Genomic DNA, 22,971 nt, shown 5'->3' on the forward strand with positions numbered 1-22,971 from the left:
CAAGCAATGCAGCGCCAAATATCAGGCGGCCAAGGAAGCCGGCACGCTCGGCGACACGAAGTGGAACGACTTCCGCAAGGCCGAATGCGGCCCCGGCGCTTCCGCCGAGATCGAGAAGGCCAAGACGAAGACCAAGAAGGCGGCGGCGTCCGAGGATGACGCCGCCAAGGGCCTGACCTCCAAGCAGTGCAGCACCAAATACCAGGCGGCCAAGGAAGCAGGCACGCTTGGCGACACGAAGTGGAACGACTTCCGCAAGACCGAATGCGGCCCCGGTGCTTCCGCCGAGGTCGACACGGCCAAGACGAAGACCAAGAAAGCCGCGGCTTCCGAGAACGACGAAGCCAAGGGCCTCACCTCCAAGCAGTGCAGCACCAAATATCAGGCGGCCAAGGAAGCCGGCACGCTCGGCGACATGAAGTGGAACGACTTCCGCAAAGCCGAATGCGGCCCCGGCGCCTCCGCCGAGGTCGAGAAGACCACGAGCAAGACGAAGACCAAGAAGGCCTCTGCCGCGACCGATGACGAAGACGCGGCCGGCGGCCTCTCGATGAAGCAATGCAGCGCGAAATATCAGGCGGCCAAGGCGGCCGACGCGCTCAAGGGCATGAAGTGGAACGACTACCGCAAGGCCGAATGCGGCCCCGGCGCTTCCGCCGAATTCGAAGCGCCCAAGGCCACCAAGGCCTCGACCAGCTCGGGCGGCGGCCTGTCGATCACCGAATGCAGCGCCAAATATCAGTCCGCCAAACAGTCGGGCTCACTCGGCGGCCTGAAGTGGAATGACTTCCGCAAAGCCAAGTGCAGCGCCGAAGCGGCCGATGACGAGACGGTGCCGGCCGAGAGCGAAGCGCAGTACACCGACGAGCCCGAGACTCCCTCGGTCGCGGCTCCCAAGAGCGTCAAGTTCCCGCGCGCCATTTCCTCCAAATATTCGAACGAGTCGGAGGGCAAGGCCCGCATGCATACCTGCCTGCAGCAGTATTATGCGAACAAGGAAAACAACGCGCTGGGCGGCCTCAAATGGATCCAGAAGGGCGGCGGTTATTACAGCCTCTGCAACGCCCGCCTGAAGGGCACGAGCTGAGGCTCCTTTCCCTTCTTCACAGCACAAACAAAAAGAGCGCCGGTTCGGCGCTCTTTCTTTTTAACCTGAAACGCGGATCAGTCTTTCTTGATCCTGACCGCGATGAAGCGCGTCTCGCTCTGCTTGCCGCCCTTGGCGATATAGAGCAGCACCGACTTCTTCGACGCGCTCTCGGCGTCCTTGATGCGCGCCGTCACATCACCCGGCGTCTTCACCGGCTTCTGGCCGGCTTCGACGATGACATCGCCCGGCTCGATGCGTTTCTCCGCCGCCGGCCCGTTGGGATCGACGTCGGTGACGATGGCGCCTTCGAGACCCTCGTCGATCTTGAAGCGCTGACGCTGCTCGTCGGTGATGATCGAGAGCTTCATGCCGAGCGCGTCGGCGGTGTCGGCCGACACGGCCGCTTCGGGTGCTGCGGCAGCGAGCTTCTCACCATCCTCGAGGCGGCCGACCTCGGCCGAGAGCTCGACGATCTTGCCTTCGCGCATCACCTTGACGGCGACCTTCTTGCCGATCGGCGTGTCGGCGACGACGCGCGGCAGATCCTTCATCTCGCGGATCGGCTTGCCGTCGAATTCGGTGATCACGTCGCGCGGCTTGAGGCCGGCCTTTTCGGCGGGCCCGGTGGGCGTCACTTCGGCGATGAGAGCGCCTTGCGCCTTGCCGAGATCGAGGCCTTCGGCCAGATCGTCGGTGAGCGACTGGATGCGCACGCCGAGCCAGCCGCGCCGTGTCTCGCCATATTGGACGAGTTGGTCGACGACGCCTTTGACGGTGGCGGCCGGAACCGAGAAGCCGATGCCGACCGAACCGCCCGACGGCGAATAGATGGCGGTGTTCACGCCGACGACGTCGCCATTGAGATTGAACAGCGGACCACCGGAATTGCCTTTGTTGATGGCCGCATCCGTCTGGATGAAGTCGTCATAGGGACCGGCATTGATGTCGCGGTTGCGTGCCGAGACGATGCCCAGCGACACCGAGCCGCCGAGGCCGAAGGGATTGCCGATGGCGAGCACCCAGTCGCCGACCCGAAGCTTGTCGGAATCCCCGAAGCTCACCGCGGTCAGCGGCTTGTCCGGCTTGACCCGGAGCACCGCGATATCGGTCTTGGCGTCGCGCCCGACCAGTTCCGCCTTGAGATTGGTACCATCATTGAGGACGACGCTGATCTCTTCCGACTGCTCGATCACATGGTTGTTGGTGACGATGAGGCCGGAGGCGTCGATGACGAAACCGGAGCCTTGCGAATTGACGGTGCGCGGTTCGGGGCGCCCGCCCGGACGCTGGCGCTTGAAGAAATCCTCGAACATGTCGCGAAAGGGAACGTCGGGCGGCAGCTCGGGAATCTGCAGCTGCACGCCCCCCGCCACCTTCTGTGTCGTGGCGATCGAGACGACCGCCGGCGAGAGTTTCTCGGCGAGATCGGCGACGGTCGGAAGCTGTTGAATTTGCTGGGCTTGCGCCGGCAGCCGCGGCACGAAGCCGTCAAAGGCAGCGAAAGCCAGAGGTGCGGCCACCGCGGCGGCCAGAACCTTCTTCACTGTTCCATTCATAACCCTAGATCTCCGTCATCACATCATCAGGTGAGTAAGCGTCCAACGCTTGATGCCCGCAAGCGCCTATGGATCACGATTTCATGATCCGAGAACCGACCTGGCCAGCCACACCAGCGCGACACCGAAGGCCGCGGCGATGAGCCCGCCCAGTCTCAAGGCGTCATCGGAGGTGTTCTGCATCAGCGCGATCACCGCCTTCAGATGGCCCGGAACAAAGGCATAAAGAAGGCCCTCGATCACGAAGACGAGACCGAGGGCCGTGATGAAGTCGCTCATGACTTGGCGAGCGTCAGGGCGTGGCCGGCTTGGCCTTGTCCATGCCGAGATATTTGAAGAAATCCGAATCGGGCTTCAGCACCATGGTGGTGCCCGAGTCCGACAGGCTGTTGGTATAGGCCAGCATCGACCGGTAGAAGTCGAAGAATTCCGGGTCCTTCTGGAAGGCTTCGGCGAAGATGCGGTTACGCTCGCCTTCGCCTTCGCCGCGGATGACCTCCGACTGGCGCTGGGCGTCGGCCAGCTTCTCCGTATAGGCGCGGTCGGCCTGGGCCATGATCTCGATCTTGCGCGCCTCACCGCGACCGCGCAGATCCTTGGCCTCGGCGATGCGTTCCGAGCTCATCCGCTCATAGGTGTTCTTCAACACCTCATCCATGAGGTCGGTGCGCACGATGCGGACATCGACGATCTCGATGCCGTTATTGAGCGCTTCGGCGCGGACCTGGTCGCGGATCTCGCGCATCATCACGGCGCGGTCCTTGGACAGCGCCGCATCGAAGGTGCGCTTACCGTAGGTCTGGCGCAACGCCGCGTCGAGGCGGGTGCGGATGCGGTCCCAGGCGCGCGTCAGGTCGGCCGACACGGTCTCGCGGAAGCGCTGCGCATTGACGATGCGCGCCATGGTGACGGCGTCGACGAGATAACGCCGTCCGTCCACCACCTGGACGCTCATATTGTCGCTGGTCCACAGGATCATGCGATCCTCGATCGGCACCACCTCGTCGGCGACCGGGATCTTGAAATAGAGACCCGGCTTCTCGACGATGCGGTTGATCTCGCCGAAGCGCAGCACCAGCGCCTTTTTGCGTTCGTCGACGATGAAGGTCGACGACCAGACGATCAGTCCCAGAACGACGAGGATGATGACGCCAAAGGATTTGAAGAAGTTCATTGATTGGCTCCTTGCGCCGGCGTCGTCGTGTTGTTCTGACGTTTCTGCAGTTCGGGCAGCGGCAGATAGGGAACGACCCCTTGCCCGTCGCCTTCGATGATCACCTTGTTCGATTTGGAGAGGATGCCTTCCATCGTTTCGAGGAACATGCGCTTGCGCGTCACATCCTTCGCCTTCGCATACTCTTCATAAACGCTGAGGAAGCGCTGGGCTTCACCCTGGGCTTCGAGCGTCACACGGGCCTTGTAGCCCTTGGCGTCCTCGACCAGCTTGGCGGCTTCACCTTCGACGAGGCGACGGCGTTGATTGGCATATTGATCGGCTTCGTTGATCGAACGGGCGAGATCCTGCTCTGCGCGCTGCACTTCTTCGAACGCATCGAGCACTTCCGCCGGCGGGTCGGCCTTTTCGAGCTTGAGGCCGGTGATCAGGATGCCGGCGGCATAGCTGTCGAGCGTGGTCTGGCTGATGCCCATCACCTGGTCCTGCGCCGCCAGACGGCCGGTGGTACGCACCTCTTCGGCGGGTGTGCGGCCGACGATCTCGCGCATGGCGCTTTCCGCCACCACGCGGACCAGCTTTTCCTGGTCGCTCACATTGAAGAGATATTCTTCCGGATTCTTGATCTTCCACAGCACGGTGAAGCGGATATCGACCAGATTCTGATCGCCCGCCAGCATCAGCCCTTCATTGGCGACGGCGCCGATGGAAGTCTGCCGTTCCGATTCGACCTGGACGGTTTCGAGCGTCTCGACCGGCCAGATGGCGAAATGCAGACCCGGATTGACGGTGCGGGTATAGCTGCCGAGCCGGAGCACGACGCCGCGCTCGTCGGCCTGAACCTGATAGACGCTGTTGAAGGCGATCAGTGCTATGATGGCGAGGATGAAGATCACCCAGGTGCTGCGTCCGCCGGCACCACCGGGCAGGATGTTCTTGAGGCTGTCCTGGCCCTTGCGGATCAGTTCGTCGAGATCGGGTGGGGTGGGGCCGCGATTGCCGCCGGAGGGACCTCCCGGTCCCTGTCCCCAGGGGCCTTGTCCCCAGGGGCCCTTATTGCCTCCGCCACCGCCATCCTTGTTCCACGGCATTGAATCTTACCCTTATCGTTATGCGTCGCGCTCATATAGGAATTTGGAGGACGGAAGTCCAACTTGCAATTCAGGCCGAAACCGCCTGTTTGCGCCCCGCAGCGCCATGTCCAACGGCCGTTAACGCTTTCGCAGCGGCAGCGAGCCCGGTTTCGAAGGCGCCATGCGCCGTTGCAAAGAATGTGGGATGCGCGTGCTCGCCGGCGAGGAAGATACGCTCGGCGATCGGATTGGCGAAGACCCGCCGCGCAAGCCCATGGCCGGGCTTGGCGCAGGAATAGGCGCCATTGATGAAAATGTCGGAAGACCAATGGGTTGTGGTCGCTTTCCTGACTCTTTTTCTTAAGTCGGAGCCGAAGGCCCGCACCAGGGCCGACAGTGCGAAATCGATCATTCCCGCCTCGCCCTCCCGCTCCATGTCGCGCGCGAAACGGCCGCCGATATGGGTGACGGCGATCGGCCGCCCGAAGGGATGCAGTTCGAAATTGAGTGGATGCGTGGAGGGCGCCACCGGATCGAAGATGTCGGCATAAGGCACATCGAAACCCTCGAACACTTTTCCGTCAAAAGCGAAGGCGATCTTCTCATAATAGCCCATCGGCACATGCTCGAAGGCCTGGGCGATGTCGTCCGGCATGTCCGCAATGCTGAGCTTGCCCGTTTCCAGCATGCGTGCCGGCACCGCGACGATGGCGGCCTTCGCGGTGATCGTGCCCTGATCGGTCTCAACGACCACGCCTTGCCCGCCCGCCGTCACTTTGCGCGCCGCGACCTGAGTTGCGATGGGCAATCCTTCGGCGAGCTTGGCGACCAGCGCGCCATAGCCATCCTCGACCGCGAGATTGATGCCCGTATCATCGTAACTTCCGGCATCACGCGTCGAGATGTCCTCGGGCTCGGCCGAATACATCAGCGAGAGCCAATGCCGCGCCATCGGGTACCAGGGATGTTTGGGATCGAGCAGGCTCGCCGCCGCAACGTCCTTGCCCTTGTGTCCGGCCTCGGCCACCTCGCCCAGAATGTCCCATACATAATCCACCCGCACCGGGTCGGCTTTCCATTCGCCGTTCATGAAGCTCTTCATGACCCCGTCACGCGGCTTCTTCAGGAATTTGTGGCCTATTTCCTCGGCGAGACCGCGCAGCACATTTTTGTCCGCCGAATGGAACCAGTGGCAGCCATGGTCCCACAAATGCCCGAGGCTCGTCGCTTCGCTGAAAGCGCGCCCGCCGATGCGGTCCTTGGCTTCGATGATGAGGAAGGGAATGCCGGCCTTGGCCAGAGCACGTCCGGCGCCGACGCCGGCTGCCCCCGCCCCGATGACGACGATGTCTGGATTTGTCGGATATTGAACCATCATTCAATGATGCGGGGCTTAGCGCCTGCGGTCAAGCACGCGCAGGACGAAGCCTGCATCGTCATTCTCGGCGCGCGGATGCACCTCCCGCGACGTCTCAGTCCACTGGCTGAAATCGAGCGGTGGAAACACGGCATCGCCTTCGGGCGCGAGATCGACCTCGGTCAGATAGAGCCGGTCCGCCAGGGGCAGGAATTGCCGGAAGATCTCGCTGCCGCCGATGACGCAAATCTCCTCGGCATTGGCCTCCCGCGCCGCCGTCAACGCCTCTTCGACACCCGCGGCCACCACTGCGCCGGGAGCCTCATAGGCGCGATCGCGCGTGATGACGATATTGAGGCGGCCGGCCAGCGGCCGCTTCGGCAGGCTCTCCCAGGTCTTGCGCCCCATGATCACCGGCTTGCCCATGGTGATCTGCTTGAAGCGTTTGAGATCGGAGGAAATGCGCCAGGGCAGATCGCCCTTGGCGCCGATGACGCCATTGCGCGCCACCGCCACCACGAAGGCGATCCTCGGATGGGTCATGACTTTGCCCCCGCCAGCCGGATCAGCGCCGCGTCCGCCAGCCGGTAAAAGCGCATGCCCTCGTCGCAGGTGGCGCCGGTCTTGTCATAAAGCGCCTGCGCCTTCTCGTTCCAGCCCATGCTGAGCCAATAGATGCTGGGAAAACCGCGATCGCGCGCCTCGACCGCGAGCCTCTGCAGCAGTGCAAGGCCGATGCCGCGGCGTTGATAGGCCGGCAGCACCGAGAGATCTTCCAGATACATGACCTCGCACCCGCGGGCGGTGGTGAAGCTCCGATGCCAGAAGGCGCAGCCCGCCGGCTCACCGTCGCAAAAGGCGAGCAGGCAGCCGACGATCGGATCGGACGCGAAGAGCGCGCGCTCGAGATCCTCCGCCGTCGCCGTATATTTGTCGAGGAAACCATGCGATTCCGCCAAGGCGCGCGTCATCGCCAGAAGCGCCGGCCCCTCACCGGATTTGATGGAACGAACTTCTATCGTCATTGCGGAGCCGCCGAATACAGCGCCAGCACCGCCAAGCTATTCCATGCGGCGTGGCAGGCGATCGTCACCCACAGGCTGCCGAAGCGCACCAGAAGCCAGCACAGAACCAGTCCCATGAGAAACAGGAGGCCGACGACATAAAGTGGCTGGGTGGGCCAATGTATCCCCGCCCACAGAGCCGAGGTGACGAGCGCGGCGCCGCTTAAGCCCAAAGGGGTCTGCGCAAGCGCGCCAAAGATCTGTCCACGGAAGATGATTTCCTCCGCCAATGGCGCGCCGATGACGAGCCCGCCGGCGATGAGGAAGAACAACGGATCATGTCCGAACTGCATCGTCCCCTGCTCGACCATCCCGGACGATTGGAGATCGAGGCCGAACACCATCGCGATCAGCAGGAACACCATATTGATGACGAAGAAAAAACCGCCGACGACCAGGATCCAGCCGACGACACCGAAATCGGGCAGCCTGAGAGCCAGTACATCGCGCGCATCGGCGCCGCGCTGGCGTGCCAGGATCAAGCCGATCCAGGCGGTGACGAGGCTCGCCGGCAGGATGGCCAGCAACAGGGCACGCAGCCATCCGCTCTCATCCGCGATCATGCCGGATGTCAGCATGACAATCCCGACGCCGAAAGCCGGCACCAATATGATCTGATTGAGGATGAAGAGACCGATGAAAATACCGACCGCCGGCCAGAGACCGGAAGGATTGAACGGGCGATAGAGCGCACGGGTCAGCCCTGCCTGGATATCCACCCCGATCCAGTTCATTGCGGCTTACACCGCGACCGGAGCGGCGATATGCGGATGCGACTGGTAGCCGACGATCTCGAAATCCTCAAAGCGGAAATCGTCGATCGTCTTCACGTCGCGCTTGATGATGAGGCGTGGCAACGGCAACGGTGTCCGCGTCAGTTGCTCATTGGCCTGGTCGAGATGGTTGAGATAGAGATGCGCATCTCCAAGCGTGTGTACGAATTCGCCGGCCTTGAGGCCGGTGACATGCGCAACCATGTGGGTGAGCAGCGCATAGGACGCGATGTTGAACGGCACGCCGATGAAGATGTCGGCAGAGCGCTGATAGAGCTGGCAGGATAGCCGGCCATTGGCGACATAGAACTGGAACAGGCAGTGACAGGGCGGCAGCGCCATCTTGTCGACATCGGCCGGATTCCACGCCGTCACGATGAGGCGGCGCGAATCCGGGCTCTTGCGGATGCGGGTGATGACATCGGCGATCTGGTCGATGGTCGAACCGTCGCGCGCCGGCCAGGACCGCCATTGCGCGCCATAGACAGGCCCCAGATTGCCGTCCTTGTCGGCCCATTCGTCCCAGATGCTGACGCCGTTGTCCTGCAGATATTTGATGTTGGTGTCGCCGCGCAGGAACCAGAGCAGCTCATGGATGATCGAGCGCAGATGCAGCTTCTTCGTGGTGAGCACCGGAAAGCCATGCGCCAAGTCGAAGCGCATCTGGTGGCCGAGCACCGACAAGGTGCCGGTGCCCGTGCGGTCGGTCTTGCGCGCGCCGTGGTCGCGCACATGGCGCATGAGGTCGAGATATTGCTGCATGGAGCGAATCTAGCCGATTCCGCCCCTCCACCTCAATGAAAACGGCGGTGTGTCCCTACCGCCGTTAACAGGGAAATCAGGCGAGCTTGCCGAGAGTACCGGTCTGCTCGGCCACCAGATAATAGACCGTGACCCGGTGCTTGGTCCGGTCGGCCTTCATCTTCTCGCCGACCGCCTTGACCGCCGCTTCCGCGGTGGCGGCGTCGAGGCCGAGCTTCTTGGCGCAGAAGCCGTTCACCACGCGCTGGACCTCGGCATTGTCGCTCATCGAAACCCATTGGGAATCGGCGCCTTTGAGGGCGATTCCGCAGAATTTCACGATGGAGTCGACCGCCTTGTCATTGACCTGGGCGGTATATTTGCGGATGTCCGCAGCGTAGTCAGAGCTCATCTTTTGTCCCCGTGTCTACAAAGGTTAACGCCGCGCCGCCGGCACGGCTTGGCAAGTTGGGTTCCAATTCATGGCGTTTTTGCGGTGGCGATCGGGGAAAAAGGTCTTACCCGGGCGTAACACCTTGCTCCTTTTCATTAGGCGTGGGGGCGCCTATATTGGGTCTGCCACCCGCAAGGGCGGCTATGGCGATAAATGGCCATCGTAATAAACCCATCGGACCCGGGGGCGGTACCCGGCGCCTCCACCATGGACCGCAGTAACCTGCGGCCCATGATGGGGGCGAAATAGGATCGACGAGGGCGTAAAGGGTGAGCTTTTGCTCGAGTTGGCTCCGACGTAACGGGCCACTATTATAGTTGCCAATGACAACTATGCTCCGGCCGCTCTCGCTGCTTAATGCAGCGCGTAAGCCGAAATCAAAGTCCTTGGCCTTAGCCGGTTAAGGCGGGGTTCGCAGGCACCTGGCAACAGAAGCCTGCACTTCTCCCCTTCAATTTAATGACTTCACCCGGCCCGGGCGAGTATATGATAGCGATGAATCGATTTGCCTCGGGGACTGGACTATGGCTGAAGATCTGATGCGCTACGACCTCTTGGCGCAGGAAGCGCTACGAGGGGTCGTCCGCGCGTCTCTACGCAAGGTCATGAAGAGCGGCCTGCCCGGCGAGCATCATTTCTATATCGCCTTCGACACCCGTTATCCGGGCGTCCGCCTCTCCGAACGGCTCGACCAGAAATACCCGCGCGAAATGACCATCGTGCTGCAGCACCAATACTGGAACCTGCAGGTGCGCGACGATGAATTCGAGGTCGAGCTTTCTTTCGACAATATTCCGGAGAAACTTGCGGTCCCCTTCAATGCCATCAAGGGTTTCCTCGATCCCTATGTCCAGTTCGGCCTGCAATTCGAGACGGTGAAGTTGGAAGCCGCGCCAAAGGAAACCGAAACCCCGGTCAAGCCCGCGCCTGAACCAGCGCTTGCCACTGCCGAACCCACCGCGGCGCCGGCGGAGCCGACGGAAAAAGGCCGCGTCGTTTCTCTCGATTCATTCAGAAAGAAGTGACCCTGTGCTGAGACTGGCCGCTCTTCTCTTTCTAGCGCTCGTTCCGCTCTCGCAGGCCCAGGCCCAGAGCGCCGATTCAGCGACTCTGGCGGCCATCGCCAACAACGCCATCAACGAGATCCCGGCCAAGAAGCTCTTCGGCGCCCAGAAGACGCCGGCCAATCTGGCGTCCCGCGCCATCGGCACCTATGCCAAGGGCTGTCTCGCCGGCGCCGAGGCCTTGCCGGTGAACGGCCCGGCCTGGCAGGTCATGCGCCTGTCGCGCAACCGCAATTGGGGCCATCCCAAGCTCATCTCGCTCCTCGAGCGCCTCGCCGACGATGCGCGCGAGAAGGACGGTTGGAACGGCCTCATGGTCGGCGACATCTCGCAGCCGCGCGGCGGCCCGATGCTCACCGGCCATGCCAGCCACCAGATCGGCCTCGACGCCGATATCTGGCTGATGCAGATGCCGGACCGCACGTTGAGCCGCGCCGAGCGCGAGAAGATCAGCCCCAAGCTGGTCGTCAAGGACCGCAAGGAGATGGACTTCAGCGTCTGGACCGAGGCGCATGCCCGCCTGATCAAGCGCGCCGCCTCCTATCCGGACGTAGCCCGCATCTTCGTGCATCCGCCGATCAAGCGCGAACTCTGCCGCTGGGCCACCGGAGACCGCTCCTGGCTAGCCAAGGTCCGCCCCTATTACGGGCATAATTATCATTTCCACATCCGCATCCACTGCCCCAATGGCGGCTGCAAGGACCAGTGGGCGCCCAATCCGAAGGACGGCACCGGCTGCGGCGAGGAATTGGCTTATTGGTATAGCGACGCGCCCTGGAAGCCGCCCAAGCCCCGCGACCCCAATGCCAAGCCGCCAAAGCCACCCAAGCCCTTGACGATTACAGGTCTTCCTGCTGAATGCCGCTCCGTCGTGACGGCGGAGTAAGATCAGGTGAATACCGAGCATGAGTGATCCGCAATCGGCGCCGGCCGGCGATGAAGATTCGCGGGCCGCATTCCGCCGCAAGCTGAAACTCGCTTTCGCCAGCATCGGCGTGGTGTTCGGCGATATCGGGACCAGCCCGCTTTATGCCATGCGGGAGTCGCTCGCCCATGTCGCCAATGCCGGCGGCAATGTGCATGGCGACGTGCTGGCGGTGGTGTCGCTGCTCATCTGGGCGCTCATCCTCATCGTCACCATCAAATATGTGCTGATCCTGATGCGCGCCGACAACAAGGGCGAAGGCGGCATCCTCACCCTCGTCGTGCTGGCCGAGCAGGCGCTGCGCCAGCGCCGCAAATTCGTGCTCATCCTCGGCGTGGTGGGCGCGGCCTTCTTCTTCGGCGACGCGATGATCACGCCCGCCATTTCGGTTCTCTCGGCCGTCGAGGGCCTTGCCGTCGTCAATCCGGCCTTCAGCAGCTTCGTGGTGCCGATCACCCTCTTCATCCTCGCCACCTTGTTCGCCTTCCAGTTCCGTGGCACCGGCAGCGTCGCCTCTCTCTTCGCACCGATCACCACTTTGTGGTTCCTGACCATCGCGGTGCTCGGTCTCCTGCATATCGGCGACGATCCGACGATCTTCCTGGCGCTCAACCCCATCTATGCGGCCAAGCTCGTCGTCACCGATCCGGGCATGGGTCTCGTCATTTTTGCCGGCGTCTTCCTGGCGGTGACCGGCGGCGAGGCGCTTTATGCCGATCTCGGTCATTTCGGCCGCTTCCCCATCCGCCTCGCCTGGACCTTCATCGTCCTCCCGTCGCTGATCCTGAACTATCTGGGCCAAGGTGCCTTCGTGCATGCCAATCCGGGCGCGGTCGCCAATCCTTTCTTCCTGATGGCGCCGTCCTGGGCCCTCGTCCCGCTCGTCGTCCTCGCCACTTTGGTGACGGTGATCGCGAGCCAGGCCGTTATCACCGGCGCCTTCTCGATTGCCCAGCAGGCCATTTCGCTTGGCCTTTTGCCGCGCATGAACATCACCCACACCAGCGACACCGAACAAGGTCAGATCTATATCGGCCAGATCAACTGGCTGGTCTTCGCCGGCGTCATCCTGCTGGTGCTGCTGTTCGGCTCCTCCGCCAGCCTCGCTTCCGCCTATGGCATCGCCGTCAACATCTCGATGATCATCGACACGGCGCTGGCGCTCATCGTGTTCTGGCATTCCCGCCATTTCCCGCCGGCGGTGGTGCTGCCCGTCCTCATCGGCATTCTCGGCATCGAGCTCATCTTCTTCGCCGCCAACAGCGCCAAGCTCATCGCCGGCGGTTATGTGCCGGTGCTGATCGGTCTCACCATCATCGTCACCATGCTCACCTGGCTGCGCGGCCGCTCGCTTCTGGCCGAGAAGCTGCGCAAGGACAGCGTCGAGCTCGAGGGCCTGCTCGCCTCGCTCGAACGCCGCCCGCCGACGCGTGTCGCCGGCGCCGCCGTCTTCCTGCAGACCGATCCCGTCTATGCGCCGAGCGCGCTCATGCACAATCTCAAGCACAATCGCGTCCTGCACGACATATTGGTCTTCATTTCGGTCGAGACGATGGAAGTGCCGCGCGTGCCGCCAAGCGAGCGCATCGAAGTGAAGAAGCTGCCGCTCGGCGCCTTCCTGGTCGAGGCGCGTTTCGGCTATATGGAGCAGCCGGATGTGCCGGCCGCCTTGCGCATGTGCGAGCCCTACGGTCTGTCGATCGATCCGCGCCAGGCCTCCTATTTCCTCGGCCGCCGCGCCATCCGTACCTCGCCCCGCGCCAAGATGCCGTTATGGCAGCAACGCCTCTTCATCATGCTCGCCAACCAGTCGGCGCGCGCCATCGAGTTCTTCCGCATCCCGCCCGAACGCGTCGTCGAGCTCGGCATGCAGATGTCGGTTTGATCAACCTCAGAGAATATGATGCCTCATCTTCCGCCCTTCTCGCTCCCCGGCCGGTTCTGGCGGGGCAATCTGCATACTCATTCCACACTGTCCGACGGCGTGCTCGAGCCCGCAAAGGTCGTCCAGGCCTATAAGGATGCGGGCTACGACTTCATGATGCTGTCGGACCATTTCATCGATCATTTCGACTGGCCGGTCGCCGACACCCGCGCCTTCCGGTCCAACAGCTTCACCACCATCATCGGCTCTGAGCTGCACGCCCCTCAGACCTCGGCGGGCGAGCTCTGGCATATCGTGGCGGCGGGCCTGCCGCTCGATTTCGCACCCTGTGCGCCCGAGGAGACCGGTGTGCAGGTGGCGCGCCGCGCCGCCGACGCGGGCGCCTTCATCGGCATCGCCCATCCGGCATGGTCGCAGCTCACCATCGAGGACGGCCGCGCTCTCGACGTCGCCCATGCGGTCGAGATCTACAATCACGGCTGCGCCATCGAATGCGACCGGGGTGACGGCTTCTATCTGCTTGACCAGTTGCTCACCGAGGGAAAGCGTCTCACCGCCTTCGCCACCGATGATGCGCATTTCCGTCACCCTGATCATTTCGGCGGCTGGGTGCAGGTGAAGGCCGAGGCCAACGATCCCGATCTGCTGCTCGCCGCTCTGAAGAACGGCGAATATTATTCGAGCCAGGGCCCGCTCATCCACGACATTTCGATCGAGGGGCCGGAGCTCCACGTCACCACCTCGCCGGTCGACACCATCGCGGTCGTCTGCGGCCATTCGCGCACCGTGCAGCGCCTCGGACGCTCGATCACCGACGCAACACTCGATCTGCGCAAGCTCGAGCGCGGCTGGCTCCTCACCAAACAGAGCCCCTGGTTCCGCGTCGCCGTCATCGATCAAAATGGCAAACGCGCCTGGAGCAATCCGGTCTGGAAGGATCAGTTATAAGCGCCTCGGACATAGAGATAAGCCGCCCCTTTCATGCCACAGGCCGAAGGGGCGACACCGCGATCTAGCAGCCACCCGCCGGCCATGCTAGACCGCGCCCGACTTACCTTACCGGGCGCCGGCCCGGGCGCTCACTTCCACGAAGGCAGGACCAGATGACCAAGACCCGCACCGAAACCGATACTTTTGGCCCCATTCAGGTGAGGGCCGACCGTTATTGGGGGGCGCAAGCGGAGCGCTCGCTCGGCAATTTCAAGATCGGCTGGGAGAAGCAGCCGAAGCCGGTCATCCGGGCGCTGGGCATCGTCAAGCAGGCCGCGGCGGAAGTAAACATGTCGCTCGGCAAGCTCGACCGCAAGGTCGGCAAGGCCATCGTGGCCGCCGCCCAGGAAGTCATCGACGGCCAGCTCGACGATCACTTCCCGCTCGCCGTCTGGCAGACCGGGTCCGGCACCCAGTCCAACATGAACGCCAATGAGGTGATCTCCAACCGCGCCATCGAGATGATGGGCGGCGTCATGGGCTCGAAGTCGCCGGTGCATCCGAACGACCATGTCAATATGAGCCAGTCGTCGAACGACACCTATCCGACCGCCATGCATATCGCCTGCGCCGAGCAGATCCACCACGATCTCCTGCCCGCTTTGCATCACCTGCAGCGGGCGCTCGCCAAGAAGTCGAAGCAGTGGGCGAAGATCATCAAGATCGGCCGCACCCACACCCAGGACGCGACACCGCTCACTCTCGGCCAGGAGTTCTCGGGCTACGCCACGCAGGTCCAGAACGGCATCACCCGCATCGTCGAAACCATGCCGGCGCTGATGGAGCTGGCGCAAGGCGGCACCGCCGTCGGCACCGGCCTCAACGCGCCGAAGGGTTTCGACAAGAAGGTCGCCAAACGCATCGCCGCCATCACCGGCCTGCCCTTCACCACCGCGCCCAACAAGTTCGAGGCGCTCGCCGCCCATGACGCGATGGTGATGAGCCACGGCGCCATCAACACGGTGGCCGCTTCGCTGTTCAAGATCGCCAATGACATCCGTTTCCTGGGCTCGGGCCCCCGTTCAGGCCTCGGCGAGCTCTCGCTGCCCGAGAACGAGCCCGGCTCCTCGATCATGCCGGGCAAGGTCAATCCGACCCAGTGCGAAGCGCTCACCATGGTCTGCACCCAGATCTTCGGCAACAACGCCACCCTCACCTTCGCCGACAGCCAGGGCCACTTCGAGCTCAATGTCTTCAACCCGGTAATGGCCTATAACTTCCTTCAGTCGGTGCGCCTCCTCGCCGATGCGGCGGTGAGTTTCACCGATCACTGCGTGACCGGCATCGTCGCGCGCGAAGACAACATCAAGGCGGCCCTCGACCGCTCCCTGATGCTCGTCACCGCGCTTGCCCCCAAGATCGGCTATGACAAGGCGGCCGAGATCGCCAAGACGGCGCATAAGCGCGGCACCACCTTGCGCGAGGAAGCGCTTCGCCTCAAATATGTGACGGCCGAGGATTTCGACCGCATCGTGCGGCCGGAAGACATGCTCGGCCCCAAGTGAAGGCGGCATGAGCGAGATCGTCAATCTCAAGCGCCACCGCAAGCGTGTGGCGCGCGCCGAGGAAGAGCAGAAGGCGGCGGAAAACCGTCGCCGCTTCGGCCGCCCCAAGGCCGAGCGTGAGCGCGACGAGGCCGAGGACACCCGCGCCGAGCGTCACATCGACGGACATAAGCGCGAGACCTGATGCCCAAGGACTTCAAGCGCTCGCTCACCATTTCGGGGCATCGCACTTCGCTCTCGCTCGAGCCTGAATTCTGGACCATTCTGAAAGCCGCCGCGCAGGCGGAGCACAAGTCGCTCGCCACCCTGGTCGGCGAGATCGACCGCACCCGCGGCGACCGCAATCTGTCGAGTGCACTGCGCGTCTGGGTGTTGAAGCGGGTGACGCGGACTTCGGGCGAAACCTAACCACCGATCATCAGCTTGACCACCTCGTCATGGCTGGTCTCGGCGATCCGCCTCGTCCCGGCGGTAACGCCCCGGCGCAGCACGATGATGCGGTCGGACACCGCGAAGATGTCCTGCAAATTATGCGAGATGAAGATCACGCCCCGCTCTTGCGCCTTGACGCCGCATCCTATTGCAAAAGTGCAACGCTCGATGGTTGAATTTACGGCTTACGTCCGAACAGGCGATCGAAGAACGACCGGTTGTCTTTGGGCGGCGGCTCCACCGCCCGCTTCTGCGGCGGCACCAGGACGAGCGGCGCTCCCGGATCACTGCGCGCCTGCGTCTTGGCCGGTGCTTGCTGGCGCTTCACTTGCGGCTGCGGCTTGGGCTTGGGCGGTGGCGGCGGTCCGAAGATGGCGTCATCGCCCGTATCGGGCAGCAGCGGCTGAACCTCAGTCGGGTCGTTGCTGGCAGCCCGCGCCTTGTCGTCAGCCGAAGGCGCCGGCTCGACCGAAGGTGCAGGCTCGAGCGCCGGCGGCTCCGCCGCTTTGGCCTCGCTGCCATCCGGGGGACTTTCCTCGACGACGACAGGCTGGCGCGCCTGCATCTCGCGATGGACACGCAGCTCCTTCTGGCGGCGCTGCATCTCGCGCCTCTGCTCGTTATAGGCATCGAGGCGCGCCTCATCCTCGCGCCGCTGCTTCTCTTCCTCGTCCATCAGCTTCTGCTGCTCGGCCTGCAGCTTCTCAAGCTCCTTCAGCGTGCGCTCCACCACCCCGAAGCCGAGCTTGGATTCGAGCGCCGCGACATCGACGAAGCGGGCCAGCGCATCGGGCTTGCCGCTATAGGTGACGCCGAAATGCGGCTCGTCCTGAAGCGCCTTGAGCTTGACCTGCAGATTGGCGTCGAGCCGGCCGTCGGGCAGATCGATTTTGGGCTCGAGCCTGGTCTCCGCCACCGCCGAGCTCTGCGCCGAAGCCGGCATCGTCACCGTGCCGTCGGTAATCTTCAGGATGCCCTTAGCGTCGCCGAAGACCAGCACGCCGCCGCCCGACAATGCGGTGAAAGCGGTCTTGAGCTCATCGCCGGTCGTCGCGTTGCGTACGAGCCCGACGAAGCGCTCGGGGTCGATATTGGCGACCTCGAGCCCCGAAATGTCATAGCTGCCCGAGCCTTGAAGGCTCGCCAGCACCGCGCCCGGCGTGCGCCCGGCACCCGACACCTTCACCGACAGTTTGGCGAGTCCCTTGGCGACCGGCTTGCCTGTCTGGTCCTTGAGACTGCGGCCGAGATCAATCGGCATCACCAGGCGGCCGTCGAGGACCTTGCCGCCGCCTTGCGGCCGGGCGCCGATCTCGATCGCGACATCGCCGCCGAGCTCGCTCTTGCCGAAGGCGGCGAGACGCACTTCCTCAGGCGTGGCGCTGATTCCGATCTGGGTTTCCTTGACCGTCAGTCCCTGGGCGATCTCGAGCGCCGCCGGCTTGATCCACAATTCACCGGTGAAGCCGCGCGGCGGCTCGGACGCGAAGGGCAGCTCGACATCGAGCGGCCGCCCGTCCCAGGGCATGAAGGCAAGGTCGAACAGACGGCCGAAGGAGACGGCGCCCGTCGAAAACTCTCCCTTGACCCGGTTGCCGCCCTCGAAGCTGAGCGTGCCGGAGATCGGTGCGCCGGCGAGGAAACCTTGCGCGCTGGGAAACACGACCCGGGGCAGCGCCACTTCGACGTCGGACTCGACCGAAAGAGCACCGCCGGCATAGTTGCTGATCCCTGCCGCGGTGAACAGGTCGTTCGGCCGTTCGGCGAAAAGCCCGGCTCGGCCGGTTCCGGTCAGCACATTGTCCCGGCGCAGGAACTTGCCCTGGAACTGGCCCCTGGCCCCAAACGCGTCGGCCTTGAAATCGGCGACAAGGCCGTTGGCGAGCGAGCCGGTCAGGGTGCCCGCGAGCTTGGCGGCGCCTTCCGGCACCGCTACCGGCCGCCACCCCACGAGCTTCAGGAGGCCGGCGCCCGTGGCGCTGCGCAAGCTGAAATCGGCGCTGATCTCGCTGGCCAGCAGATCGCCCTCCCCGGCGGCCGCCACCGTCGCCTCGATGTCGAGATCGCCGCTTTTGCCGGCGACCCGGAAATTGGCCGACTGCCCCTCCTCGTCGGGCTTGAGATCGGTGGTGATGGTGAGCTCGGTCTGGCCAAGCGCCTCTGCCCATACCGGGTTTTCGTTCTTGGGCAGGAGTCCCAAGAGCTGCAGCAGGCTGCGCGGGTCTTGCGCCGTGACCCCGGTCGAGATCGAGCCCTGATGGCCATTGGGCATCGGCGCCAACAGGCCGGTGATCTCGAGTCGCGCCTCGCCGACATTGCCGATCTCGACCGTCTTGAGATCGATATTGCCGTTGATCGCCGCGATATCGATCGCGACGTCGCGGGCATTGACGCCATTGAGCTGCGTCTCGCCCGATTGCAGCGTGAGGCGCAGATCGTGCCCCACCGCCCATTGCGACAGGAGATCCGCGGTGCCGAGCCAACTGCCGCTGCCCAGGCCATTGGGCACGAAGCTGTCGATGTCGACGGCGCTGGCATCGAGCCTGATGTCGAGCGCCGGCCGGTCGCCGAAGCCGATCGTCAATCCGCCGCTGCCCTGTGATTCATCGATCTGATATTTGAGATCCTGCAGCCGGAGCTGTCCGTAAGTGGCATCGAAGCGGGTCTGCAGCTTGAAGCGCCCGCGGCTGCCGGTCCAGATTCTGGCGATGTCGCTGCGCCCTTCGGGCCAAACCCAGGACACGAAATCACGCAAGCTTCCGGCTTCGCCCGCGAGGTCGCCTGCCAGTTGCGGGCCGCTGTCGGTGACCACGAAGGTGCCGGTGAACAGGCCGCGCGCCTGGCCGGGCATGCCGGCCGACAGTTCCTTGATCCTGATCGCGTCCTGATTGACCGCGAAGGCAAGCTTGGCGTTGTCGAGCGCTTCACCGCCGACCACCAGCGAGGTCACGCCGAGCGTGGCGTCGATATCGACATCGTCCGGCATCAGGCTGAGCGTGTTTTCGAGGAGCGCCAGCCCGCCCCCTTCGCGCAGCAGGTTCTTCGCCTTGGCGCCGGCGACCTGGTCGAGATCGAAGCGTGTCGCCCGAAGATCGGTTTTCAGCGACACATTGGCGCCGAGCGCGATCTCGGCGCTGCCGGTGAGCAGATTGGCGCCTTCGGCATTCGCCTCGCGCGGCGAGATCTCGATCTTGTCGAGCGCCACTGTGTTGAAATCGGACGTCACTTGCGCGGTCATCACCAGCGGCCGGAGCTGGCCCTCGGCGTCGCTGCGCCCATCGACGCTCGCCGCCGGCTGGATGCGCAGGCCGCCAGTCACGTGATTGCCGTCATTGACGCCGTCGAACTGATAGACGAGCCCCGAGCCGTCGGCCGAACCGATGCGGAAGCCGAATTTGAACGGCGTGTCTGGCGTCCAGATGCCGGTATTGACGGCCAGCTCGACGGGCCGATCACGATAGGCGGCCATGCCGCGTAAGCGCCAGGGGCCGGCGAAACTCTGCGCCGCCAGCGTCGCATTGACGTCCGTGATCGTCGCCTTTCCGGAGCGCCGGTTGTCGATGAGATGGACCGTGCCGTCGGTCACGCTGATCTGATCGAGCCTGATCCGGTCGAGTAGCCGGAGGTCGCTCGCCGGAGCCTGCGATTTGAGATGCCAGCTGCCCTGACCAGTGGCCAGGCGCTCGAAGGCGATGACCGGCCGGATGACGTCGATCGTCTCGACCCGGATCTCGCCACCAAGCAGGCCCGCCAGCGTCATGCGGACATCGACTTCTTCCGCCGTGACGAAGTCCGGCATGGCGGCCCCCTCCGGATTGGCCACCTTCACGTCGCGGATGGTGAGCTTGGGCCACGGGAACAGCCGGCCCGATATGTCGCCCGCCACCGTCACCTGGCGGCCCGTCACCTTGCTGCCGTAATTCTCGATCGCCGTCCGGTAGCTGCCCCAGTCGATGACGAAAGGCGCAACGAAAGCCGCCGTCACCGCCAGGATAAGGGCGATCCCGAAATACAGAACGGGCGATTTCCAGAGCTTCATACCGTTATCGGTCCAACCTGTCGCTGCCCAACGGATGGCACACGGACAGGGCGATCATAAGGCGACTATCTTGCCTGGGTTAAGGATATTCTTGGGGTCGAGCGCCTGTTTGATCTGCCGCATCAGCGCCACGCCCTGCGTACCGTGCTCGAGTTCGAGAAAGGCCATCTTGCCCCGCCCCACGCCGTGCTCGCCGGTGCAGGTTCCCTCCATGGCGATGGCCCGCCGGATGAGCCGCTCATAGAGGCCCTTTATCCGCTTCACTTCATCGGCATCGGCGCGGTCGCAATAGAGCACCACATGGAAATTGCCGTCGCCGACATGGCCGACGATGGGCCCGTAGAGGCCGCTGGCCTTGAGATCGGCCTGGGTCTCGTTCACGCATTCGGCGAGCCGCGATATCGGCACGCAGACATCGGTGGCGAAGGACTCCTTGCCCGGCATCAGCGATTTCGTCGCCCAGAAGGCGTCATGGCGCGCCTGCCACAGCCGCTGGCGGTCCTCCTCCTTGGTTTCCCAGGTGAACGGGCCGCCCCCCATTTCCTCGGCGATCGCCCCGAAGAGCTGTGACTGCTCCGCAGTGCCGGCCTCGGTGCCGTGGAACTCCAGGAACAGAGTCGGCGCCACTTTGAGGTCGATCTTGGAATAGGCGTTGAAGGCCTTCACATGCTCTTCATCGACGAGCTCGATACGCGCCACCGGGATGCCGAGCTGGATCGTCTGGATCACCGCCTGGCAGGCCGCATCGATCGAGGGAAACGGGCAGACGCCGGCGGCAATCGATTCGGGGATACCATAGAGCTTCACCCCCACCTCGGTGATGATGCCGAGGGTACCCTCGGAACCGACCAGGAGACGGGTCAGGTCATAGCCGGCGGAAGACTTCTTGGCCCGGTTGGCGGTCTTGACGACCTCGCCATTGGCCAGGACCGCGGTGAGATTGAGGACATTCTCGCGCATCGTGCCATAACGCACCGCATTGGTGCCCGAGGCGCGCGTCGCCGCCATGCCGCCGATACTGGCATCTGCCCCCGGATCGATCGGAAAGAACAGCCCCTTGTCGCGCAAATGGACGTTGAGCGCCTTGCGGGTCACACCCGCCTGGACCCTGGCGTCGAGATCCTCGGCATTGACCTCCAACACCTGGTTCATCGCCGAAAGATCGACCGAGATGCCGCCGAAGGGGGCGGTGAAGTGGCCTTCGAGCGAGGTGCCGGTGCCATAGGCGATGACCGGTGCCTCATGCCGGGCGCAGATCGATACGATGCGCTGCACCTCCTCGGTGGAGCGGACGAAGGCCACCGCGTCGGGCGGCGCTCCCGGCGCCCAGGTCTGGTCCTTGCCATGCTGCTCGCGCACCGCCGGTGCCGTGGAGAGGCGGTCGCCCAGGAGTTCCTTGATCTCGGCCACCGCCTGAGTCGTGCTGTTCCTAATCATCTGTCATCCGCCGTAAGTGTCTGCTAGAGCAAATCCCGCCAAAGTTGAATACTTTGGCGATAAGGATTTGATCCACCACATTGATTTCCAATTCAGAAATTACCAAGATTCACGGAAAAGACGATGGCCTTCCCTGCCCCTTTCGTAAGCTCCCCCCATCGGGTCGAGGATCAATGGACCGACTATAACGGCCATCTCAACATGGCCTATTACAACGTCCTGTTCGACCGGGCGGGCGACGAGGCCTTTGATGCCATAGGCCTGGGCGCGGACTATGTGAAGCGGGCGAATTGCTCTTTCTTCACCCTCGAGGCGCATATCACCTATCTGCGCGAGATCCATGCGGGTGATTCCGTCACCGTCGATGTCCACTTCCTCGACTATGACGCCAAGCGCATCCACTATTTCGAGCAGATGCGCCATGCGGGCGAAGGTTTCATCGCCGCGACCAGCGAGCTCATCATCATCCATGTCGATATGATGACACGCAAGACCGCGCCCTTCCCGCCTGACGTGCTCGCCAACATCAAGGCGATGCGCGACGCACATGCTGCATTGCCCATCCCGCCGCAGGTCGGCCATCGCATCGGAATCCCGAAAAAATAGCGCCTCTGCCACATTCTGCGCGCATTTCACCGTGATCCTCTCTCTCGCTCCAGGGACGGCGCATCATACGGAGAAGCACATGCAAGCTCTCGAAATCCTGGATTATGCACGCCAGCTTCAAGAAGTACGCGGCGAACGGGCCGTTCTCGAAGCCGCACAGCGCGCCACGGCCTGTGAGGCGAAAGGCGACAATGAAGCCGCCGCCAATTGGCGCCGCATCCAATCAGCCCTGACGACGATCCAATCTCCGCATATGAGCTGACCGCTCATATTCTCTATCGTCGTGAGACCGAAGCGCGCCGCTTGACGGCGCGCTTGTGTTTTAGGGCATCAGCCCCAAAAGTGCCTGCGGTTTTCGGGCAAGTCGATGCGTAAAAGCAAAGGAGAGCGCGACGGCGCTGTGTGAGATTCAAAACCGTTAAAATCTGAAGCATATTAATATCGTCTCGCCGCATCGCTGCAATAATATCGACTCATTCACCGGGCATATGTCCCCCATCAACCGCAAACGAGGGAGGTCGGCACCATGCAGAATGCAACCATTATCGAATTCGCCCGCCAGCTTCTCGTCATTCATGGCGTGAAGGCGAGTGAAGAGGCCCAGGTCCATGAGCGCATTTGCGTAAAATATGGCGCCCGGCACACCGCCGAAACCTGGCGCAGCGTCCAGGCTGCGCTCAAGGATATGAAGGGCAACTGCCTCCACTGAAAATGGCCGGTTTTGGCCTTAGAGCCCTTCCCGTTTTGATCGAATCGTTCCGACTCGATCAAAACGGGTAAAAGGGCTCGAAATACATATAATCTGG

At 63.2% G+C, this 22,971-nt stretch carries 23 protein-coding genes, 1 other RNA gene and 1 pseudogene; 12 read left to right on the top strand and 13 right to left on the bottom strand.

Annotated features, from left to right (window positions below; all coding sequences use genetic code 11):
• The first annotated feature begins 172 nt into the window (after window positions 1–172).
• Window positions 173–1,087 (top strand): hypothetical protein, encoded by a 915-nt coding sequence (locus JHL16_RS34880; protein WP_478140538.1) that lies wholly within the window; start codon window positions 173–175, stop codon window positions 1,085–1,087.
• A gap of 77 nt (window positions 1,088–1,164) precedes the next feature.
• Here JHL16_RS34880 and JHL16_RS03435 read toward each other — a convergent pair whose 3' ends face one another.
• The 10 genes from JHL16_RS03435 to JHL16_RS03480 form a co-directional block, all read right to left on the bottom strand.
• Window positions 1,165–2,634 (bottom strand): Do family serine endopeptidase, encoded by a 1,470-nt coding sequence (locus JHL16_RS03435; protein WP_348647158.1) that lies wholly within the window; start codon window positions 2,632–2,634, stop codon window positions 1,165–1,167.
• Window positions 2,635–2,727: 93 nt separating this feature from the next.
• Complete coding sequence (locus JHL16_RS03440; protein ID WP_200183489.1) at window positions 2,728–2,925, bottom strand: DUF2065 domain-containing protein; 198 nt, start codon at window positions 2,923–2,925, stop codon at window positions 2,728–2,730.
• Between the two features lie 13 nt (window positions 2,926–2,938).
• Window positions 2,939–3,820 (bottom strand): protease modulator HflC, encoded by an 882-nt coding sequence (gene hflC / locus JHL16_RS03445; protein WP_200183490.1) that lies wholly within the window; start codon window positions 3,818–3,820, stop codon window positions 2,939–2,941.
• The gene (gene hflK / locus JHL16_RS03450; RefSeq protein WP_200183491.1) at window positions 3,817–4,911 is read right to left on the bottom strand and encodes an FtsH protease activity modulator HflK; all 1,095 of its coding nucleotides are present in this window, start codon (window positions 4,909–4,911) and stop codon (window positions 3,817–3,819) included. Before hflK ends, hflC begins: the two co-directional genes overlap by 4 nt.
• 70 nt (window positions 4,912–4,981) lie before the next feature.
• Window positions 4,982–6,271 carry a flavin monoamine oxidase family protein gene (locus tag JHL16_RS03455; protein ID WP_200183492.1) on the bottom strand — a complete coding sequence of 430 codons (1,290 nt, stop codon included), beginning with the start codon at window positions 6,269–6,271 and terminating at the stop codon, window positions 4,982–4,984.
• Between the two features lie 15 nt (window positions 6,272–6,286).
• Window positions 6,287–6,793: a dihydrofolate reductase gene (locus tag JHL16_RS03460; RefSeq protein ID WP_200183493.1), complete on the bottom strand. Its 507-nt coding sequence runs from the start codon at window positions 6,791–6,793 to the stop codon at window positions 6,287–6,289.
• Entirely contained in the window at window positions 6,790–7,275 is a 486-nt protein-coding gene (locus JHL16_RS03465; RefSeq protein ID WP_200183494.1) for a GNAT family N-acetyltransferase, read from the bottom strand. Before JHL16_RS03465 ends, JHL16_RS03460 begins: the two co-directional genes overlap by 4 nt.
• Complete coding sequence (locus tag JHL16_RS03470) at window positions 7,272–8,048, bottom strand: CPBP family intramembrane glutamic endopeptidase (RefSeq protein WP_200183495.1); 777 nt, start codon at window positions 8,046–8,048, stop codon at window positions 7,272–7,274. The genes JHL16_RS03465 and JHL16_RS03470 overlap by 4 nt, the downstream gene beginning before the upstream one ends.
• 6 nt (window positions 8,049–8,054) lie before the next feature.
• A complete protein-coding gene (locus JHL16_RS03475) occupies window positions 8,055–8,849 on the bottom strand; it encodes a thymidylate synthase (RefSeq protein ID WP_137858301.1) in 795 nt (264 codons plus the stop codon).
• A 76-nt stretch (window positions 8,850–8,925) separates the two neighbouring features.
• The gene (locus JHL16_RS03480; protein ID WP_137858302.1) at window positions 8,926–9,240 is read right to left on the bottom strand and encodes a DUF2853 family protein; all 315 of its coding nucleotides are present in this window, start codon (window positions 9,238–9,240) and stop codon (window positions 8,926–8,928) included.
• A 127-nt stretch (window positions 9,241–9,367) separates the two neighbouring features.
• On the opposite strand from JHL16_RS03480, the gene ssrA reads away from it, so the two are divergent.
• From ssrA to JHL16_RS03520, 8 genes are all read left to right on the top strand, one after another.
• Window positions 9,368–9,725, top strand: a transfer-messenger RNA (tmRNA) gene (ssrA, locus tag JHL16_RS03485).
• 81 nt (window positions 9,726–9,806) lie between these two features.
• Window positions 9,807–10,307 carry an SspB family protein gene (locus JHL16_RS03490; RefSeq protein ID WP_200183496.1) on the top strand — a complete coding sequence of 167 codons (501 nt, stop codon included), beginning with the start codon at window positions 9,807–9,809 and terminating at the stop codon, window positions 10,305–10,307.
• Window positions 10,308–10,311: 4 nt separating this feature from the next.
• Window positions 10,312–11,232, top strand: coding sequence for a penicillin-insensitive murein endopeptidase (gene mepA, locus JHL16_RS03495; RefSeq protein ID WP_200183497.1), 921 nt, complete (start codon window positions 10,312–10,314; stop codon window positions 11,230–11,232).
• Between the two features lie 19 nt (window positions 11,233–11,251).
• The gene (locus JHL16_RS03500) at window positions 11,252–13,156 is read left to right on the top strand and encodes a potassium transporter Kup (protein WP_200183498.1); all 1,905 of its coding nucleotides are present in this window, start codon (window positions 11,252–11,254) and stop codon (window positions 13,154–13,156) included.
• 15 nt (window positions 13,157–13,171) lie between these two features.
• The gene (locus JHL16_RS03505; RefSeq protein WP_246770748.1) at window positions 13,172–14,104 is read left to right on the top strand and encodes a PHP domain-containing protein; all 933 of its coding nucleotides are present in this window, start codon (window positions 13,172–13,174) and stop codon (window positions 14,102–14,104) included.
• A gap of 155 nt (window positions 14,105–14,259) precedes the next feature.
• On the top strand, window positions 14,260–15,651 hold the full coding sequence (gene fumC, locus JHL16_RS03510; RefSeq protein ID WP_200183499.1) for a class II fumarate hydratase: 1,392 nt from the start codon (window positions 14,260–14,262) through the stop codon (window positions 15,649–15,651).
• A 7-nt stretch (window positions 15,652–15,658) separates the two neighbouring features.
• A complete protein-coding gene (locus JHL16_RS03515) occupies window positions 15,659–15,835 on the top strand; it encodes a DUF4169 family protein (RefSeq protein ID WP_200183500.1) in 177 nt (58 codons plus the stop codon).
• Window positions 15,835–16,059, top strand: a complete 225-nt coding sequence (locus JHL16_RS03520) for a ribbon-helix-helix domain-containing protein (protein WP_200183501.1) — start codon at window positions 15,835–15,837, stop codon at window positions 16,057–16,059. Before JHL16_RS03515 ends, JHL16_RS03520 begins: the two co-directional genes overlap by 1 nt.
• Here JHL16_RS03520 and JHL16_RS03525 read toward each other — a convergent pair.
• From JHL16_RS03525 to JHL16_RS03535, 3 genes and pseudogenes are all read right to left on the bottom strand, one after another.
• Window positions 16,056–16,220, bottom strand: a pseudogene (locus JHL16_RS03525) (sugar ABC transporter ATP-binding protein); the annotation flags it as partial. The gene JHL16_RS03520 and the pseudogene JHL16_RS03525 overlap by 4 nt on opposite strands.
• Window positions 16,221–16,261: 41 nt before the next feature.
• A complete protein-coding gene (locus tag JHL16_RS03530) occupies window positions 16,262–20,122 on the bottom strand; it encodes an AsmA family protein (RefSeq protein WP_200183502.1) in 3,861 nt (1,286 codons plus the stop codon).
• Window positions 20,123–20,176: 54 nt separating this feature from the next.
• Window positions 20,177–21,559, bottom strand: coding sequence for an FAD-binding oxidoreductase (locus tag JHL16_RS03535; protein WP_200183503.1), 1,383 nt, complete (start codon window positions 21,557–21,559; stop codon window positions 20,177–20,179).
• 123 nt (window positions 21,560–21,682) lie between these two features.
• Between JHL16_RS03535 and JHL16_RS03540 the strand changes: the two genes are divergently transcribed.
• From JHL16_RS03540 to JHL16_RS03550, 3 genes are all read left to right on the top strand, one after another.
• The gene (locus JHL16_RS03540) at window positions 21,683–22,165 is read left to right on the top strand and encodes a thioesterase family protein (protein ID WP_200183504.1); all 483 of its coding nucleotides are present in this window, start codon (window positions 21,683–21,685) and stop codon (window positions 22,163–22,165) included.
• Between the two features lie 79 nt (window positions 22,166–22,244).
• Window positions 22,245–22,427, top strand: a complete 183-nt coding sequence (locus JHL16_RS03545; protein ID WP_200183505.1) for a hypothetical protein — start codon at window positions 22,245–22,247, stop codon at window positions 22,425–22,427.
• 264 nt (window positions 22,428–22,691) lie between these two features.
• Entirely contained in the window at window positions 22,692–22,874 is a 183-nt protein-coding gene (locus tag JHL16_RS03550; protein ID WP_200183506.1) for a hypothetical protein, read from the top strand.
• The last annotated feature ends 97 nt before the right edge of the window (window positions 22,875–22,971 follow it).

The sequence above is a fragment of the Taklimakanibacter albus genome (assembly GCF_016595235.1).
Taxonomy (GTDB): Bacteria; Pseudomonadota; Alphaproteobacteria; order Rhizobiales; family Aestuariivirgaceae; genus Taklimakanibacter; species Taklimakanibacter albus.